Here is a 15,714-nt window from a genome sequence, read left to right on the forward strand (position 1 = left end):
CCGTGCGGGCGTCCACCCTCGTACGAGAGCAGTTGAGCGGTGCTCAGCTCTGGAAGCGCTGAGCAGCCTTGAGGTCTGTACCGCTGTAGCCGTCAGTAGCCCCAAGAAGAGCCTTGGAGATGTCCTGAAGCGTGTTCTTCAGGTCTTCCACGTTCTGCTCCCAGCCGGTCTGCTTGGCGTGGAAGGCTTGCTGAGCCTCACCCTCCCACGTGGCAACGACCTTCATGACCTTGCTGTGCAGGTTCTCCAAGTCAGTAGCGATGTCAGTCGCTGCCTTGCCGATGTCCTCGGACGCCTTGATGACGGTTCCGTAACTGACTTCGATGTTCGTCATGTGATCCCCTGGTTCCTACTTGCGCGTCGGCGTTGGAGTCAGATGAAGTCGCTGATCGGGCTGGAGCCGTGGATCTTCTTGAAGTTCTCCATCTGATCCAGTTCGTTCGCGGTGAAGCCGTCCTTGCTCAACTGCAACGCTTCTTCCATGAAGCGGAGCTTGTCGTTGAGTTTGCGAGCGTACTGGTTGGCCTGGTTCTGCAAGTTGTTGTAGGCGCCCGACGCTGACCCCTTCCAGCCGCTTTCGACGGAGTCCACCGTGGCGTTCATCCTGCTGAGCGTCGACTGCAGCGTCGTCTGCATGCCCTGACACTCGGAGATGAGATCTTTGAGTTGCTGCTCTTCTGACTTAAAGCCTTGTCCAGCCATTGCGCTCCTCCTTCAGAGCTCGCGGGTTGTGCTTGATGGTTCCTGGTGACGGGACGCCACCAGGCGCCCACTCGGTTCTCAGGCGCGGCGCCTAGTAGCGAAGACGATGGCACCGGCCACGACGACGACCACGGCCCCACCTGCTCCGATCAGCAGGCCGACGGGCATCCGGTCACCGCTTCCGGGTTCCGCCACGGCCACCTTGTCAGCCGCGCCGTCATCGCCGGCGTCGAGTTCTCCGTCCGGCGCCGGGGTCTCCTCGGGATCGTGTTCCTCGCCCGGGTCCGAGGATTCCTCGGGGTCGTCCGCCTTCGCCTTCATGAGCGGATGCTGGTCAGGGTCGCCGGGGTCGCCTTTGCCCTCCAGCAACACTTCCCGCGGACGGATGACCCCGTAGCCGAGATACTTGCTCTTACGCCCGCCATTACCAATCGGCTTACCCGTCGTCTCGATCATGACGCGCAAAACCTGGTTCGCCGTCCAGTCGGGATGCTCGGCCCAGATCAGCGCCGCCGAGGCAGAGGCGAGCGCGGTGGCATGACTGGTGCCCTCCTCAATGCAATAACCCGTGAACGATTCGTTGCACCATCCTGGCAGATCCACACCTGGAGCCGTGAGATCCACTTTACCTGAGGAAGAGAAAGAAGCTACCTCGTTGCTTCTATTCAACGCACCGACAGATGCCACTTCCGCAAATCCGGCGGGGAAATTGTAATTATCCTCTCCACCTTCTTCCTCTCGCTCATTCCCTGACGCCGCGAACATTATTTTCCCTTTACTCTCGGCGTACTCGATGGCTTCGGCTGTCGAAGCGCCGCCACCAAGACCACTACCGAAGGACATATTGATAATCTGTGCTTCGCTATCCGCAGCTGCCCGAATGGCATCGGCCGAGTAACTCTTGCCGAATTCAATATTTCCGGGCTCACCCTCTCTCATTTCAATGCGAATTGGCAAGATCTTCACCCCGGGGGCTAGACCTTGAACCGAGCCGTTCTTCCCAGTGCCTGCGATGAGTTCAGCCATCGTTGTTCCATGGCCGAGGTAATCATGATGAGCGTCACCTGGGCGACCAGTCTGAGACTTATCGATGCCGGGGAGGACCTGGCCGTCAAGCGCGTCAGTGGAAGGATTTACGCCGGAATCGATGACTGCAACCGTAATCCCCTCCCCCGTGCTCACGTCCCACATTTTTTGGGCTTGCATGGGTTCCAGGTACCATTGCTTTGTGGGAGCCTCTTCGGCAATGGCGGAAGGGGCTACTCCAACAAAGCAAGCACTCCAGGCTCCGAGCGCTGCCACAAGCGGAATCCATCGGGAGCGCGCTCTGCTACTTACGCCGAAATTTTTTGCCAGACTGGCCAGCCCTATAGTCATCGCCTTTCCATCCTGACTACTCGATCACGTGAGGCACGACGTCACGTTGATGCGTCCATGTACTTTCATCTTCGATCAGGTAGTCAGGCCGTCGTGACCGATTTCCGTTCTCTTCCTTGGCGGAATTCGACCCCATCCGCGGCGGCACACCGACCATACCCTGGCGTCCGCTGGCGGCTCCCCCCTGAACCAGACCTGTTCCTCCTGGCGTAAAAGCAGTTGGACGTCCGCCTCGAGAAGCGTCCGCCTGTGGAGCGCCGATAGAGCCACCCCGTTCCGTGGCGAGCCGCCGGTCAGTCGGCCGACCGCCGGAGACACCTGAGCCAGCGGATGGTGCCGCTCCAGTCATAGGGGCCCGTCCCATCGGGGCGCGCTCACCACCCACTACTGTGCCCTGAGGCGCACGGGGGCCTCCTGCTGCAGGCGTTCCCGTTTGTACCTGCGGGCGGCCACCGGAGATGCCGTCAGAACGGCCGCTGCCCGATGGCGAGGCTGAGAGCGGTGGACGCCCCATGGCGTTCGGTCCGTATCCCGCCGAGGACGGAAGCCTCTTCCCCGAACCGCCCAACTGACTGGCCGGAAAGCGGTCACCGCCCACTCTGGGGCCCAAGGTCTTGGAACGCGTGATTCCTTGCGACGTAGTTCGCTGACTCGTGAGTGGCACCACTGGCGAAGCCAGTGCGTTAGCTGGAGAGGATACCGCTGGACTGCTGCTGGCACCTGGCGACCTAACAGTTCCCTCCGTCGATGGTGTAGCGGACAAGGCGACGCTGTTCAGGTCAGTGTGTACAGGCTGGCTGACACCGAAGGTTGCTAGTTGCTGTACCGCGGGGACCTGTCCTGCTGAACCAGAGAAAGTGGAAGGCGCAAAGTTGGCAGAACTCGGTGGGTGACCAGTATTCGGCGAAGACGCCGGGGCTGCCGCCGCAAGTTGTTGCTCATGGCCGCCGACCGGCGCTGTGGGCTGACCAGCACCAGGGGATTTTTTTGGCGGATCCGGCACGCCCACGTCTGGAATAGAGCCGAAAGTGGGTTCTTCCTGGGCGGCCATCAGGTCTCGGGTGACCTTGTAGTAGGAGCTGAGGCGGTTCATCTGGTTGATGGCCTCTTGGCGGTCCGCTTCCTTCTTCTGGGCCGCCTCAAACTTCTCGTTGCCCTCGACCTGGGCCGGGGCCGGCACCGCGTCCAGAGGCAGGCCCGGCCCCGGCTCTGGGTCGCGTGGCGGCATGCTGCTCTTGACCGAGGACAGGCCCTCTGCGGCTACCTGCATCTGGGTACCGGCGTAGTCGGTGTACGTGGCCAGCTTCTCGGTGTTCTTGCCGAGGTCCAGTGCCCAGGTCTTGAAGGCTTCGGCGGACTGGCCCTCCCACTCGACGTCCCCGGAATACTTGGTGATCTCCTCACCGATGTCCCGGATCGAGTCGGCGGCGTTCTTCAAGGCGTCGCCGACAGTCTGGAGGTCGCTGGCGTTAGCCCCGTCGATCATGTCGAGCATGTCGTTGAGCCGACGGTTCTCCCAGTCCGTCTGACCGAGCGACGGGCCGCCGGGGACGAAGGGGAACTGTTGGACAAACCTCCGCGTGTCGATGTAGTTGGTGAAGAACTCGACGGCTTCCTCGTCGGTGTACTCCTCACTCACGGTTATTCCCTCCCCTGCCCGCTAGAGACTCTCGGACTTCGTTCCGTTGGGTGTCGATGCCTCGCCCTGCTCCCCGTCCGCGCTGTGCTGGGCGGTGTTCTGATGGATGTTCCAGAACCGGCGCTTGAGGTCGTCCTCAAGGTTGTCGAAGCCGATGTCGGCGCCGAGTACGGCGATGCCCATGGCTTCGATCTGGTCGCCGAAGGTCTTGGAGAGGTTGGTGAGGTGAGTGTGGACCTTCTCGTACTGCAGTGCCAGATCCTCGGCCTCGGCGAAGCCCGTACCGTATGAGGCCTTGGGCACCTCGCGGCTGCTGAGGCGGCTGTTGGCGGCCTCGGACTCGCCCAGGCGGTCCAGGATGCCGTCAACGCGCTTCTTGAACTCCGTCAGCGTCTCGGCGGCACGCTTGAAGTCGCTCGTCGCCCCCATCGGCACGCCATAGGGGTCGTGACCCATGGCAAGTTCCCCCCTGCGCTTCCCCGTTTACGTGATGTGCTCACTCTAGCCAGTGGCACGGACACCGCCAACCGAGGGGTAAGGACGGCCCCTGCGGTGGCGGTGGTTCCCCGGTCAGTGCTTGAGGTCGAACTCTCCGTCGCGAGCACCGAGGACGAAGGCGTGCCACTCGGCGGCCGTGTAGCGCAGCACCGTGTCCGGGTCGGCCGAGTTGCGCATGGCGACGCCGCCGCCGGGGAGGTGGGCGATCTCGACGCGCTCCTCCTCGGGGCTGTCGGGCGCGCTGAGCCATTCGACGCCGGAGATGTCGAGAGCGTAGAGCTCTTCCTTCTCGCGTTCGGTCGCCATGAGGGGGTCCCTTCGGGGTTAGTTGGGTCGGCTTTAGGTTCAGCCTACGGGCTGTACGGGCTGGTGGGGGCGGGGTGTTCCCGATCGGGTGAGGCCACGGCGGCGGTGCGGCGACGGCGGTCGCGCAGCACGACGGTGGTACCGGCGACGCTGGTGACCAGGACCGCGCCGGTGAGGAACACGTAGGTGCCCAGGCGCTCGTTGCGCTCGGCGTAGGACTCGCCGAGCTGGAGCGGGGCCGGTTCCGGCACGGGCGCCTGCTCGACGCCCTCGCGGGCCACGGGTTCGTCGATGGGCCGGTCGTCCTGGGTGAGGGCGCGCACGGGGTCCACGACACCCCAGCCGACGTGGCGGTCGCGGCCGCTGATGGCGCGCTCGGCGGTCTGCTGGATCTGGGCGACGATCTGGTGCTGTTTCCACTCGGGGTGTTCCGCGCGGAGCAGGGCGGCGACTCCGGCGACGAAGGGCGCGGCGAAGCTGGTGCCGTTGTCGGCGCAGTGGCCGCCGCCGGGCACGGTGGAGACGAGATCGACGCCGGGCGCCGCGATGCCGACGAACTCCCCGCGCTGGGAGAACAGGGCGCGTTCGTTGTTGCGGTCGGAGGCGGCCACAGCCAGGACGCCGGGGAAGGAGGCCGGGTAGGTGTTCTTCACCTTGCCGTCCGCGCCGTCGTTGCCCGCGGAGGCCACGACGACGATCTCCTGGGCCAGAGCCTGGTCGATGGCGGCTTTCAGCGGGTGGTCGGCGGCGAGCGGCTGGGTGGTGTCCTGGGAGATGTTGATGACGTCGGCGCCCTCGTCGATGGCGTGGCGGATCGCCTGGGCCAGGGTGGTGGTGTCACCGGCACCCTGGTCGTTGTTCTGCCGGATCGGGATGATCGTGGCTTCGGGGGCGATGCCGACGAAGCCGGTGTTGTCGGCGGGCCGGGCGGCGATGATGCCCGCGACCTTGGTGCCGTGTCCGACGAGGTCGGCGGTGGGGCCGGTGGGTTCGCGCTCGCGCCGCTTGTCCTTGGGGATCAGGTCGGCGCCGCTGCCGACGTCCACGGCGTCCGCCAGCTGCGGATGATCCGCGTCCACGCCGGTGTCGATGACGGCGACGCGGACGCCCTCGCCCTTGCTCTGCGCCCACAGCTGGTCCAGCTGCACGCGCTGGAGGAACCAGGGGCGGCCCTGGTAGGGGTCGGCGGGATATTCGCAGCTGGCTCCGGCGCTCAGGGTGAGCGGGGCGGCGTCCGCGGCCGGGGTGGAAGAAAGCACGCGCGGGGCCGCCGAAGCGGGCGCGGTGAGCAGGGCCGCGGCGAGGGCGGCGGCCAGGAGCGTTGCCAAACGCCTCATCACGCTCCCTGTGGCTGCTTGGCACTGGTGGTGTCCAGGCGCGGGCCGGTGGGCAGGAACTGCGCCCAGTCGGCCGGTACGGGCACGGGCGCGACGTCTTCGTAGCCGAGCCGGATCTGGGCCTGGTTGACGTCGTTCGCGGGGCTGTCTTCCGCGTCGTCTCCGGCGGGTTGCTGCTCGGCGCTGCTGTCGGAGTTCGACTGCACCGCGTACCGCAGGCCGGTGTCGGTGACCAGGAACGTGCCGCCGGTCTTGGTGTTGCTGCCCTGGAACTGGCGGAACAGCAGCCCGGAGCCGGGGGTGACGTAGGCGCTGGTGGTGCCGTCGGAGATGGGGACCGGGTAGGCGTCTGACGTCCACGTGGACAGGGTCTTCGAGCCGTCACCCTTCACGGTGCGCAGCACACTGCACACGGTGGCGTCGGAAGCCCGGTTGACCTGCTGGGCCCGCAGCCGCGGCCAGTGGTGGTCCGCGGTGGGGCTCTGCGCGGCGGGCGCGGCGGTGAAGGACTGGGCGGCGACGTCTTGTGCCTTGCCGTTTTGGCCGAGGTCCAGCGAGCCGGGGCGGTCCAGGAGCAGGCGGGCGGTGAAGTCGGTGACGGGCACGACCTGTTGGGCCAGGACCACGTAGTGCTGCGGCCCGGACCCGGTGGGGGCGCGCAGCACCATGCCGATCCGGTTGGCCGACTCCTCCAGGCCCGGGACGCCAGCCGGGGCGCCGATGGTGCCGGGGAGGTCGGGGAACGCGATCGGGGTGCCGTCGTCGAAGGTGCCCAGCCACTGGTCGCTGACCTGCTGCGGCTTGCTGTCACCGCCCACGAGCGAGCGCAGCAGCAGCTCGCGTTCCTCCGTCCTGATCTCGTACTTGGTGCCGGAGCCGTCGATGAGGTAGAGCGTGTCGCTCTGGGCGCTCTGGACGTACATGACCTCGCCGCCGGTGAGGCGGCCCGCGCCGTCAACCCGGTGCGCGTCACGCTCGGCGAGGACGAACGTGGCCTGCTGGACGGAACCGGCCGCCGCGCCGGGCTGTTCGCACACCGCCCAGCGCTTGGCCTTCCCGGCTTCCTGGCCGCTGGGGAGGCGGTCGGGGGCGTAGGGGATGCCGAGGGTGGGGCCGATGGGGACCTTGCCGCTGTCGAGGACCTTCTCGTCCACTTCCACGATGTCCGTGCCGGCGCCGTCGAGGAGGAGGCGGGCGGAGGCGAAGTTGAGTACGGGGTGGAGCTGTTTGCGGTCGCCGGTCTTCAGCACCACGTACCGGGTGGTGGATTCGCTGCCGATGATGACGTGCTTGCCGGGGGCGTCCCAGTTTCCCGGGGCTTTCGGCTTGAACATCCCCCAGGCGCCGAAGCCGGCGAGGATGACGGCGCCGACGATCAGGCCGGGCAGGAAGCCGCGCAGCGGGCGCGGGGCGCCTTCTTCGGTTCCGGTGGGGGTCGGCTGGAGGAACGAGGCGACCGTACGCTTCTTCGCGAAGGTGTAGGCGTTGAGTTCGTCCCGCCTGGATGCCATGTGCGCTCGCTCCTCCCCGCTGACCGGCTCCCCCAAGTCAGCGCCCTTAAGGCCCCTAAGGCCCTCAAGGCTAGCCCTCGCGGGCGCTCCCTGTTCGGTCGGGCCCTACTATGCCTGCCGTGGGCTGGGCACGCGTACTTCGGTAGGGTGAGCTCCGGCCAGGCCGCCCCCACTGTGCGGGCGAAGACGGACACAAGGGGGCGTAGAGGGATGGGGCGCAGTGCCACCCAGTCCCGGGCAACCGTGGGGAGCGGCGCGCCGGGGCGCCGGAGGGCGCCGGGCGGTCGGCGTGCGGGTGCGGCATCGGCGTCCGGCGCGACGGGTCGCCGTCCGGCCCCCCGGAGGCGGGGCCGTCAGGGAAGCGCGCGCGGGCTTCAGGGAGGCGGGCCCGCTGTGCTGGCGCGGGAGCCGGTCATGGGCCGGTTCGGTCCGGTACGGGTGCGGCAGCTGGTGGCGCTTCAGGTGGCTGCGGGTCTGGTGCTGGCCGCCTGGGTGGTTCACGAGCGGCTGCTCGTGCCCGCCAGTGTCGTCGCGTTCTTCCTGGTCCTGGTCGCGCTGACCCGCTGGGGCGGACGCCCGCTGCCGGAGTGGCTCGGGGGTGCGCTCGCGCTGCGCCGCCGTCGCAGGGCCGCCGCGCCGGTGCTGGAGCGCGACGTGTCCGCCGGACTCGTGCCGGTGGTGGAGTGCGCGCCGCGACTGCGCTGCCACGAGTACGCGCACCGGGACGGGCGCCGCATCGGGGTGGTGGGGGACGAGACGTTCCTGACCGCCGTGGTGCGCGTCGAGCGGCGGGACGCGGCGCTGCGCGGCGGGCGCGGCGAGCACCCGCTGCCGCTGGGACCGGTGTATGACGCGCTGGAGGTGGACGGCATCCGGCTGGAGTCCGCGCAGGTGGTGCAGCACACCCAGCCCGCGCCCGCGCCGACGTTGCCGCCGCAGGCGGTGGCGGCGCTGAGCTACGGCCCGTTGCAGCGCGAGACGGGGGTGCCAGCGGCGCGGTTGACGTGGGTGGCGCTGAAGCTGGACCCGGAGCGGTGCCGGGAGGCGGTGGACGCGCGCGGTGGCGGCGTGGACGGGGCCCAGCGTGCCCTGGCCCGTGTGGCCGACCAGGTGGCCAGCCGCCTGACCGGGGCGGGGTTCCGCACCACGGTGCTGACGGAGGACGAGCTGGTCGCGGCGCTGGCGACGTCGGCGGCGGCGGACCCGCTGGTGACGGCGCAGGCTGGCCAGCCGGACGCCACCCCGGTGCGCCGGACCGCGGAGTCGGCGCGTGCCTGGCGGTGCGACGACCGCTGGCACACGGTGTACGGGATCGGACGCTGGCCCGAACTGGGCTCCGGCGGCAGCCCGTTGCCGGAGGTGGCGGCGGCCCTGTCGGCGCTTCCGGCACTGGCGACGACGCTGAGCCTGACCCTGGCGCGCGGCCCGCATGAGGCGGTGGCCATCACCGGGCACGTACGCGTCACCGCCTGTGGCGAGGCCGAACTGGCGGCGCTGCGGCAACAGGTGGAGCAGGCGGCACGGGGTGCCGGTGTCGCCCTCACCCGGCTGGACCACGAGCAGGTGCCCGGCGTGCTCGCCTCCCTGCCGCTGGGCGGTGTGCGATGACGACCAGACTCCGTGGCCCCGGCACGGGGCGGCACCTGCTGCCCGCCAGCCAGCTGGACGCGCTGACCCTGCCGCTGGGCGACGACGGCGTGGTCGCCGGTGTGGACGCACAGGGCGGCCCGGCAGTACTGGGTTTTCACCACCCGCGCCCTTACGACGTGGTGCTCATCGGCGGTCTGTGGACGGCCCAGGTCCTCGCGCTGCGCCTGGCCGCGACGGGCGCGCGGATCGCGGTGGAGACCGGTCGCCCGCAGGTGTGGACGACGCTGCTGCACGCGGTGGGCGGCGAGGCGGGCGTGCGCGGCGCGATGTCCGTGCACGAGGTCGGCCGGGTGCCAGCGCAGGGCGCGACGGTGGGCAGCCCGGTCGTCGTCGTGCGGGACTGCGGGATGAAACCGCCGCGTGGCCGGGTCAGCTCGGGGCCGTGGCAGTCGGTGCTGACGCTGTTGCCATACCTGAGCCCCGTCGCGCCGCGGCTGCTGCGCGGCGCGGCCCTGACGGGCATCCAGCGGGTGTCGCCGCAGGAGGCACAGCAGCTGGGCCGCGTCCTGGCGCTGTCCCCGCAGGAGGTGCGGGCGCTGCCCGCGCTGGGGGACGGCGTGACGCTGTGGTGCGCGCCGAAGGACCGGCAGTTCGCCATGATCCAGCCCACGGACGCCGAGACGGGCCTGCTGGGCGTCGCCCGCCGCCTGGACTAACGCACCAGCGGGCCTTCCCGGCTGCGGTCACCCCCGGCGCGACGCCTGGCTGCGTCGCCCCGCCGCGTGAGGGGCACCGCGCCGCGGACGTGGGTGTCCGCGGCGTGTGGGGCGCCTACTGCTGTCCGGTCTCCTTCCGGAACTCCTCCAGCGGCATCGTGTCGGACTCGTCCGGCAGGGTGACGTCGGTGGGCTCGCCGAAGTCACCGAACGCCGTGGTGGACTTCTGGCCTCCGCGTTCCGATTCCAGGCGCAGCAGGTAGGGCGTGCCGGAGGCGGCGACGTAGTAGGTGTCGGAGGTGCCCTGCGCGGTGACCTCGATGGCGGTGGCGGGCTTGCCGCTGACCTCGGTGTCCTTCTCCGGCGCGAGTTTTCCGGACTCGGCGATGGCGAACAGGGCGGAGCAGTCCTGGCCGGTGTCGGTGTAGACGTAGACGTCCGCCAACTCCTCGGGAACATCGACGGATTGGCCCCGCTGCTCCAGGGAGGCGGCGAGCAGCCCGGCGCTGAGGTAGTTGCGTCCGTCCTTGCAGTACATCTCCCCGGGGACGCTTCCGGAGGCGACGGTGCGCAGGCCCTTCTTGGGGTCGTAGGTGGTCTCCTGCTTGCTGTCGGCGAAGGCGGTGGTGGTCCCGGTCGAGTGAAAACTCGTCTTCTTCATCGCCGCGTTGACCTGGTTGATCAGCGCGGCGGCACGGTCTTCCGGGGATTCCTCGTTCTCCGCGCTCCCGCAGCCGCTGAGGCCGGCGAAGAGGGCGGCGCTCAGACCGGCGGCGGCGAGACGGCGGACGGTAACAGTCACGATGTGGTACTCCGGTGGGTGACGCGGACGGTCGGGTTCGACACGTCCAATATGCCCGGTCCAACGGGCCGCCCCGCTGCGGGGTAACGATGCGGACCGGCCTGCCGCGGCACCGGGTACGGCGTCTAGGCTGGGGGGTCGTACGGCTCACGGGCCGGGGAGGCGCCCACAGCCGGGGGTACCGGGGAACCGGGTGAGTGACCAGATCAGCGGGAGGCAGCACTGTGAACAGCGACCGGGACGAGATCCACGGCGACGGGATCACCCCCGGCGAGGAGCCTGAAACCGAGCTGGAGACCACGGGCGAGTTCACCATCGACTACACGCCGCCCGCTTGGTACACCGAGAACGGCGGATCCGCGGCCCCCGCGTACGGACAGGTGCCGCCGCCTCCGCCCGGGTACGAGACGCCGTCGCATCCGGCGCCCGTCCCCCAGACGCCGCCTCCACCGCCGCAGGCGCCCGCGCCTCCGGTGACGCCCACCGCCCCGTCGGCGCCGCAGTCGGCCCCGGAAACGCCGGGCGCCACTCCCCCGGCCCCCGTACCGCCCCCGCCCACGCCTCCCGTGACGCCTTCGGCGCCCTTGGCCCCGGAGGCGGAGGAAGAGGAGCTGAGCGGGAAGACGATGCGCATCTCGGCGGCGGCCCTGCGCCGTGAGTTCGCCGAGCGGGACGCCCAGAAGGCCCGCCAGGCGGAGGGCACGGGGCCGGAGCAGGCCCGGGAACGGTCCGCGGAGCCCTCGCAGCCGGACGAGCCGGCCGGCGCCAGCACCACCGCCGACGCCCCGCCCGCCCCCGCGCCCGAGGCCCAGCCCGTCGCCGGTGCCACCCCGGAGCCCACTCCGCCTGCCGAGACCGCGCACGGTGCCGATGGCACCTCACCTGCCGACGGCATGCCCGCTGCTCCGGCCGACACCGGTGCCGACCCGGACGCGGCCGGGGACGCGGTGCCCGGGGCCGAGGAAGCCGTCGAGGTCACCGACACGGCGGCGGCCACCGCTGATGACGCGTCCGACGCGGCGTCAGCCACCTCCCAGGACGGTGCCGACCGCGCCGATGGTTCCCCGGGGCCGCAGGACGCGCCGCCTCCCGGACGGCCCTGGAGCGAGGCGCCGCCCGCTCCTTTGGCCGACGGCCCGGGAGCGCTGCCCCCGCTGCCGCCGCAGTTCCAGCCCGCCGCCCCGCCCGCGCCCTCGGCCCCGCCCGCCCCGGCGCCCGGGGGATACGGCTACCCGCGCACCGGTGACGGCATAACACCGCCCCCGCAGGGCGGATACGGCTTCCCGCAGCCCACCCCGCAATCGCCCCCGCAAGGTGTCCCGCAGCCGCCCGTATCGCAGGACGGAGCACCCTCCGGCGGCTACGGCTTCCCCCTGCCTCCGCCCGCCGCACCCGGTGGCCAGCAGCAGACGCCCGGGGCTCAGGCCCAGCAGCCCGGCGGGTACGGCTTCCCCCACCCCGGCCAGGCCCCACCCGGCCCCCAGGCTCAGCCGGGCCCGCAGCCCCACCCCGGGGCGCCCGGTCAGCCATGGGCGCCCGGCCAGCAGCCCCCACCGCAGCCCGGCCTTCCGCAGCCGGGCGCCGGGCAGCATGCGCCCGTACCGCAGCCGCAGTCTCCGGGGCCGCACGCACATCCCGGGCAGCAGCCGCAGGCCCAGCCTCCGCAGGCGCCAGGGCCGCACCAGCCTGCGCCCGCCGAGCAGCCCCCGCACCTTCCCGGCCCGCACCATTCCCCGCAGCCCCACCCCCAGGCACCGCCTGCCGCCCACCCAGCCCCGCCCCCGGCGCAGCACCACGCCCACCCACCTGGCCAGCCACCAGCGCAGCAGACTGACCCGCGCGCGGGTCACGCCTGGCCGGACCCGCGCCAGCCCCACGCCCAGCCCGGCTCGCTGGGCTACACGGCGTCCGTGGAGCTGAGCTCCGACCGCCTGCTGAACCAGAAGCGCAAGCCGCGCCCGCAAAGCAGCGGCAAGCCGAGTACGCGGTTCCGCCTGGGCGCACGCAAGGAAGAGGCGGAGCGGCAGCGCAAGCTGGAGCTGATCCGCACGCCGGTCCTCTCCTGCTACCGGATCGCGGTCATCAGCCTCAAGGGCGGCGTCGGGAAGACGACGACCACCACCGCGCTCGGGGCCACGCTCGCCACCGAGCGGCAGGACAAGGTCATCGCGATCGACGCCAACCCGGACGCGGGCACGCTGGGCCGCCGCGTGCGCCGGGAGACGGGCGCGACGATCCGCGACCTGGTCACCGCGATCCCGCATCTGACCAGCTACATGGACATCCGCCGGTTCACCTCGCAGGCGCCCTCCGGTCTGGAGATCCTCGCCAACGACGTGGACCCGGCCGTCTCCACGACGTTCAACGACGAGGACTACCGCCGCGTCATCGACGTCCTGGGGCAGCAGTACCCGATCATCCTCACCGACTCGGGCACCGGCCTGCTGTACTCGGCGATGCGCGGCGTGCTGGACCTGGCGGACCAGCTCATCGTCATCTCCACGCCCTCGGTGGACGGCGCGAGCAGCGCGAGCACCACGCTGGACTGGCTCGCGGCGCACGGCTACGGGGAGCTGGTGCAGCGCAGTCTCACCGTCATCTCCGGGGTCCGGGAGACGGGCAAGATGATCCGCGTCGAGGACATCGTGGCGCACTTCAAGACGCGCTGCCGTGAGGTCGTCGTAGTGCCGTTCGACGAGCACCTGTCGGCCGGCGCGGAGCTGGACCTGGACCTGATGCGGCCGCGCACCCGCGAGGCGTACTTCAACCTCGCCGCGCTGATCGCCGAGGACATCACGCGGCACCAGCAGTCGCAGGGCCTGTGGACGCAGGACGGGTCGAACCAGCCGCCGCCGCAGGTCGCGCCGCCCATGCCGGGTCAGGGCGGCTACCCGGGGCAGCCCGGGGGCTGGGGCCAGCCGCCGCAGGGTCCGGCTCCCGGGGGCGGCCAGCCGCCGCAGCCCGGTTACGGGGGCCAGCCCGGCTACCCGGCCCCGGGGCAGGGGCAGGGCTGGCCACAACAGTAGCGGCACCGGCACGGGAGGGACATCCCGCACACGGAAGGGGGCACGGCCACGCTGGCTGTGCCCCCCTTCGGGTGTGCGCCGCTCTCCGCGCGGCGTGCGGGCTCAGCCCCCGCGCACGGTCGGCCTCAGCCCCGCACCTCCTGGGCCGTGAGCCGCCGGGCACGCTCGACGTCGTCCGCCATGCGCGCCAGGAACGCGTCGAGGGTGGGAAACGTCTCCTGGCCGCGCAGGTAGGCCAGGAAGTCAACACCGACGTGGCAGCCGTACAGCTCCAGCCCGACGCGGTCGATGGCGTACGCCTCCACGGTGCGGTCGGTACCGTCGAACTGGGGGTTGGTGCCCACCGAGATGGCCGCGGGCATCGACTCGCCCAGGGCGACGAGCCAGCCCGCGTAGACGCCGTCGGCCGGGATCGCGGTGTAGGGCAGCGTCTCGACGTTGGCCGTGGGGTAGCCCAGTTCGCGGCCGCGCTGGGCCCCGCGGACGACGACGCCCTCCACCCGGTGCGGCCGCCCCAGTACCTCGGCGGCGCCCGCGACGTCGCCGTCGGTGACCAGGCGGCGGGCCAGGCTGGAGGAGAACGGCTCGCCGCCGCCCGCCTCGCCGCGCGCGAAGAGGTCCACCACTTCGACGTCGTAGTCGTAGGTCCGGCCCAGTTCGGTGAGCAGTTCCACATCTCCGGCGGCGCGGTGGCCGAAGCGGAAGGTGGGGCCCTCGACGACGCTGCGGGCGTGCAGCCGGTCCACCAGCACCTTGACGACGAACTCGGCGGGCGGCAGCTGGGAGAATTCGGGGGTGAAGGGCAGGACGAGCACCGCGTCCACGCCCAGCTCGGCCATGAGGTCCGCCCGGCGGTGGTGCGGCGCCAGCAGCGGCGGATGGCTGCCGGGGCGGATCACCTCGCGCGGGTGGGGGTCGAAGGTGACGACGACGGCCGGGACGCCCAGCTCCCGGGCGCGCCGCACCGTCCTGCCGATGATCAGCTGGTGTCCGCGGTGGACACCGTCGTACGAGCCGATGGTGACGACGCTGCGCCCCCAGTCCTCGGGGATGTCCGCCAAACCACGCCAGCGCTGCACTGTGCCCGCTCCTCGCCACACGCCGATGCCGCATGTGATGGGTCGATGGGTAAGGGTTACCGTTCGGTCCAAGGGTGCCATGCGGCCCCGGCGGCCCGCCGCCCGGGCACGGCGCAAGCGACCCAGCGACGCAAGCGACCAGCGGGACCGGGCCAGCCGCGTCCCGGGCGGAGCGGCGCGGGCGGACCGGCGCGGGCTCAGACGAAGACGGCGAGGCTCTTGGCCCGTCCCCCTCGTTCCTCCACCAGCGCGAGGAACCGCTCGCCGGGGCCGAAGACGGCCACGGGGCCAGGAGGCAGCTGAGGCATGTCGAGCTGGACGCCGTTGCCAATGAGGCGGGCCTGCCGCTCGCCGACGTTCCAGCGCGGGAACGCCTGGCTGACAGCCTCGGCTAGCGGCAGCACCTCCAGTGACCCCTGCAGCTGGTCCAGCGTGCGGGCCGCGGTGACGGCGTAGGGGCCGACGCGGGTGCGGCGCAGCGCGGTGAGGTGGCCACCGGTGCCGAGGTCGGCGCCGATGTCGCGGGCGATGGCGCGCACGTAGGTGCCGGACGAGCAGACGAGGGAGACCAGCAGGTCCGTCACCGCTGTGCCGTCCTCGGCCTGCTCCTGGCCGACGCGGTGCACGGTGAAGGAGGAGACGGTGACGGGACGGGCCGCGAGCTCCACCTCCTCGCCCTGGCGGACGCGGGCGTAGGAGCGCTTGCCGTCCACTTTCACGGCGCTGACCTTGGACGGCACCTGCTGGATGGCACCGGTCTGCCGCGCCACGGCGGCGTCGATCGCCTCGCGCGCGAGACCGTGAGCCGGGGTGACGGCGGTGATCTCGCCCTCGGCGTCGTCGGTCACGGTGCTCTGGCCGAGGCGGATGGTGGCGACGTACTCCTTCTCGGTGAGCGCGAGGTGGCCGAGCAGGCGGGTGGCCTTGCCCAGGCCGAGCACGAGCACGCCGGTGGCCATGGGGTCGAGCGTCCCGGCGTGCCCGACGCGGCGGGTGCGGGCGATGCCGCGCATCTTGGCGACGACGTCGTGGGAGGTGAAGCCGGTGGGCTTGTCGACGATGACGAGCCCGTCCGGCGGCGCGGGGCGCGCGCCGCCGGAGGGCTGCGGGGTCGGTGGGCCGGGGGGCACG

14 protein-coding genes are annotated in these 15,714 nt (G+C 70.9%); 3 read left to right on the forward strand and 11 right to left on the reverse strand.

The window, feature by feature from the left end; all coding sequences use genetic code 11:
• Positions 1 to 43: 43 nt before the first annotated feature.
• The 8 genes from JJV70_RS03605 to eccB all read right to left on the reverse strand — a co-directional run bounded on the left by JJV70_RS03605 (position 44) and on the right by eccB (position 7,370).
• Complete coding sequence (locus JJV70_RS03605) at positions 44 to 334, reverse strand: WXG100 family type VII secretion target (protein WP_219046208.1); 291 nt, start codon at positions 332 to 334, stop codon at positions 44 to 46.
• Between the two features lie 38 nt (positions 335 to 372).
• Positions 373 to 702, reverse strand: a complete 330-nt coding sequence (locus JJV70_RS03610; RefSeq protein WP_219046209.1) for a WXG100 family type VII secretion target — start codon at positions 700 to 702, stop codon at positions 373 to 375.
• Positions 703 to 780: 78 nt separating this feature from the next.
• Positions 781 to 1,893 carry a S8 family serine peptidase gene (locus JJV70_RS03615; protein ID WP_257573325.1) on the reverse strand — a complete coding sequence of 371 codons (1,113 nt, stop codon included), beginning with the start codon at positions 1,891 to 1,893 and terminating at the stop codon, positions 781 to 783.
• A gap of 202 nt (positions 1,894 to 2,095) precedes the next feature.
• Complete coding sequence (locus JJV70_RS03620) at positions 2,096 to 3,718, reverse strand: hypothetical protein (protein ID WP_219046211.1); 1,623 nt, start codon at positions 3,716 to 3,718, stop codon at positions 2,096 to 2,098.
• 21 nt (positions 3,719 to 3,739) lie between these two features.
• Positions 3,740 to 4,174 (reverse strand): hypothetical protein, encoded by a 435-nt coding sequence (locus tag JJV70_RS03625; RefSeq protein ID WP_219046212.1) that lies wholly within the window; start codon positions 4,172 to 4,174, stop codon positions 3,740 to 3,742.
• Positions 4,175 to 4,288: 114 nt separating this feature from the next.
• A complete protein-coding gene (locus JJV70_RS03630) occupies positions 4,289 to 4,522 on the reverse strand; it encodes a DUF397 domain-containing protein (protein WP_219046213.1) in 234 nt (77 codons plus the stop codon).
• A 44-nt stretch (positions 4,523 to 4,566) separates the two neighbouring features.
• Entirely contained in the window at positions 4,567 to 5,859 is a 1,293-nt protein-coding gene (mycP, locus tag JJV70_RS03635) for a type VII secretion-associated serine protease mycosin (RefSeq protein ID WP_219046214.1), read from the reverse strand.
• Positions 5,859 to 7,370, reverse strand: coding sequence for a type VII secretion protein EccB (eccB, locus tag JJV70_RS03640; RefSeq protein WP_219046215.1), 1,512 nt, complete (start codon positions 7,368 to 7,370; stop codon positions 5,859 to 5,861). Before eccB ends, mycP begins: the two co-directional genes overlap by 1 nt.
• A gap of 393 nt (positions 7,371 to 7,763) precedes the next feature.
• Between eccB and eccE the strand changes: the two genes are divergently transcribed.
• Positions 7,764 to 8,978: a type VII secretion protein EccE gene (gene eccE / locus JJV70_RS03645; RefSeq protein WP_308294666.1), complete on the forward strand. Its 1,215-nt coding sequence runs from the start codon at positions 7,764 to 7,766 to the stop codon at positions 8,976 to 8,978.
• A complete protein-coding gene (locus tag JJV70_RS03650) occupies positions 8,975 to 9,676 on the forward strand; it encodes a hypothetical protein (RefSeq protein ID WP_219046217.1) in 702 nt (233 codons plus the stop codon). The genes eccE and JJV70_RS03650 overlap by 4 nt, the downstream gene beginning before the upstream one ends.
• A 115-nt stretch (positions 9,677 to 9,791) precedes the next feature.
• On the opposite strand, the gene JJV70_RS03655 is transcribed toward JJV70_RS03650, so the two are convergent.
• Positions 9,792 to 10,478 (reverse strand): hypothetical protein, encoded by a 687-nt coding sequence (locus JJV70_RS03655; protein ID WP_219046218.1) that lies wholly within the window; start codon positions 10,476 to 10,478, stop codon positions 9,792 to 9,794.
• Positions 10,479 to 10,702: 224 nt separating this feature from the next.
• Between JJV70_RS03655 and JJV70_RS23135 the strand changes: the two genes are divergently transcribed.
• On the forward strand, positions 10,703 to 13,504 hold the full coding sequence (locus tag JJV70_RS23135) for an SCO5717 family growth-regulating ATPase (protein ID WP_219046219.1): 2,802 nt from the start codon (positions 10,703 to 10,705) through the stop codon (positions 13,502 to 13,504).
• Positions 13,505 to 13,629: 125 nt separating this feature from the next.
• On the opposite strand, the gene JJV70_RS03665 is transcribed toward JJV70_RS23135, so the two are convergent.
• Both JJV70_RS03665 and truB read right to left on the reverse strand, forming a co-directional pair.
• Positions 13,630 to 14,583: a bifunctional riboflavin kinase/FAD synthetase gene (locus tag JJV70_RS03665; RefSeq protein ID WP_219046220.1), complete on the reverse strand. Its 954-nt coding sequence runs from the start codon at positions 14,581 to 14,583 to the stop codon at positions 13,630 to 13,632.
• Between the two features lie 197 nt (positions 14,584 to 14,780).
• A complete protein-coding gene (gene truB, locus JJV70_RS03670; RefSeq protein ID WP_308294667.1) occupies positions 14,781 to 15,713 on the reverse strand; it encodes a tRNA pseudouridine(55) synthase TruB in 933 nt (310 codons plus the stop codon).
• Position 15,714: the final 1 nt, after the last annotated feature.

This window comes from Streptomyces sp. JJ66 (assembly GCF_019303495.1).
Taxonomy (GTDB): Bacteria; Actinomycetota; Actinomycetes; order Streptomycetales; family Streptomycetaceae; genus Streptomyces.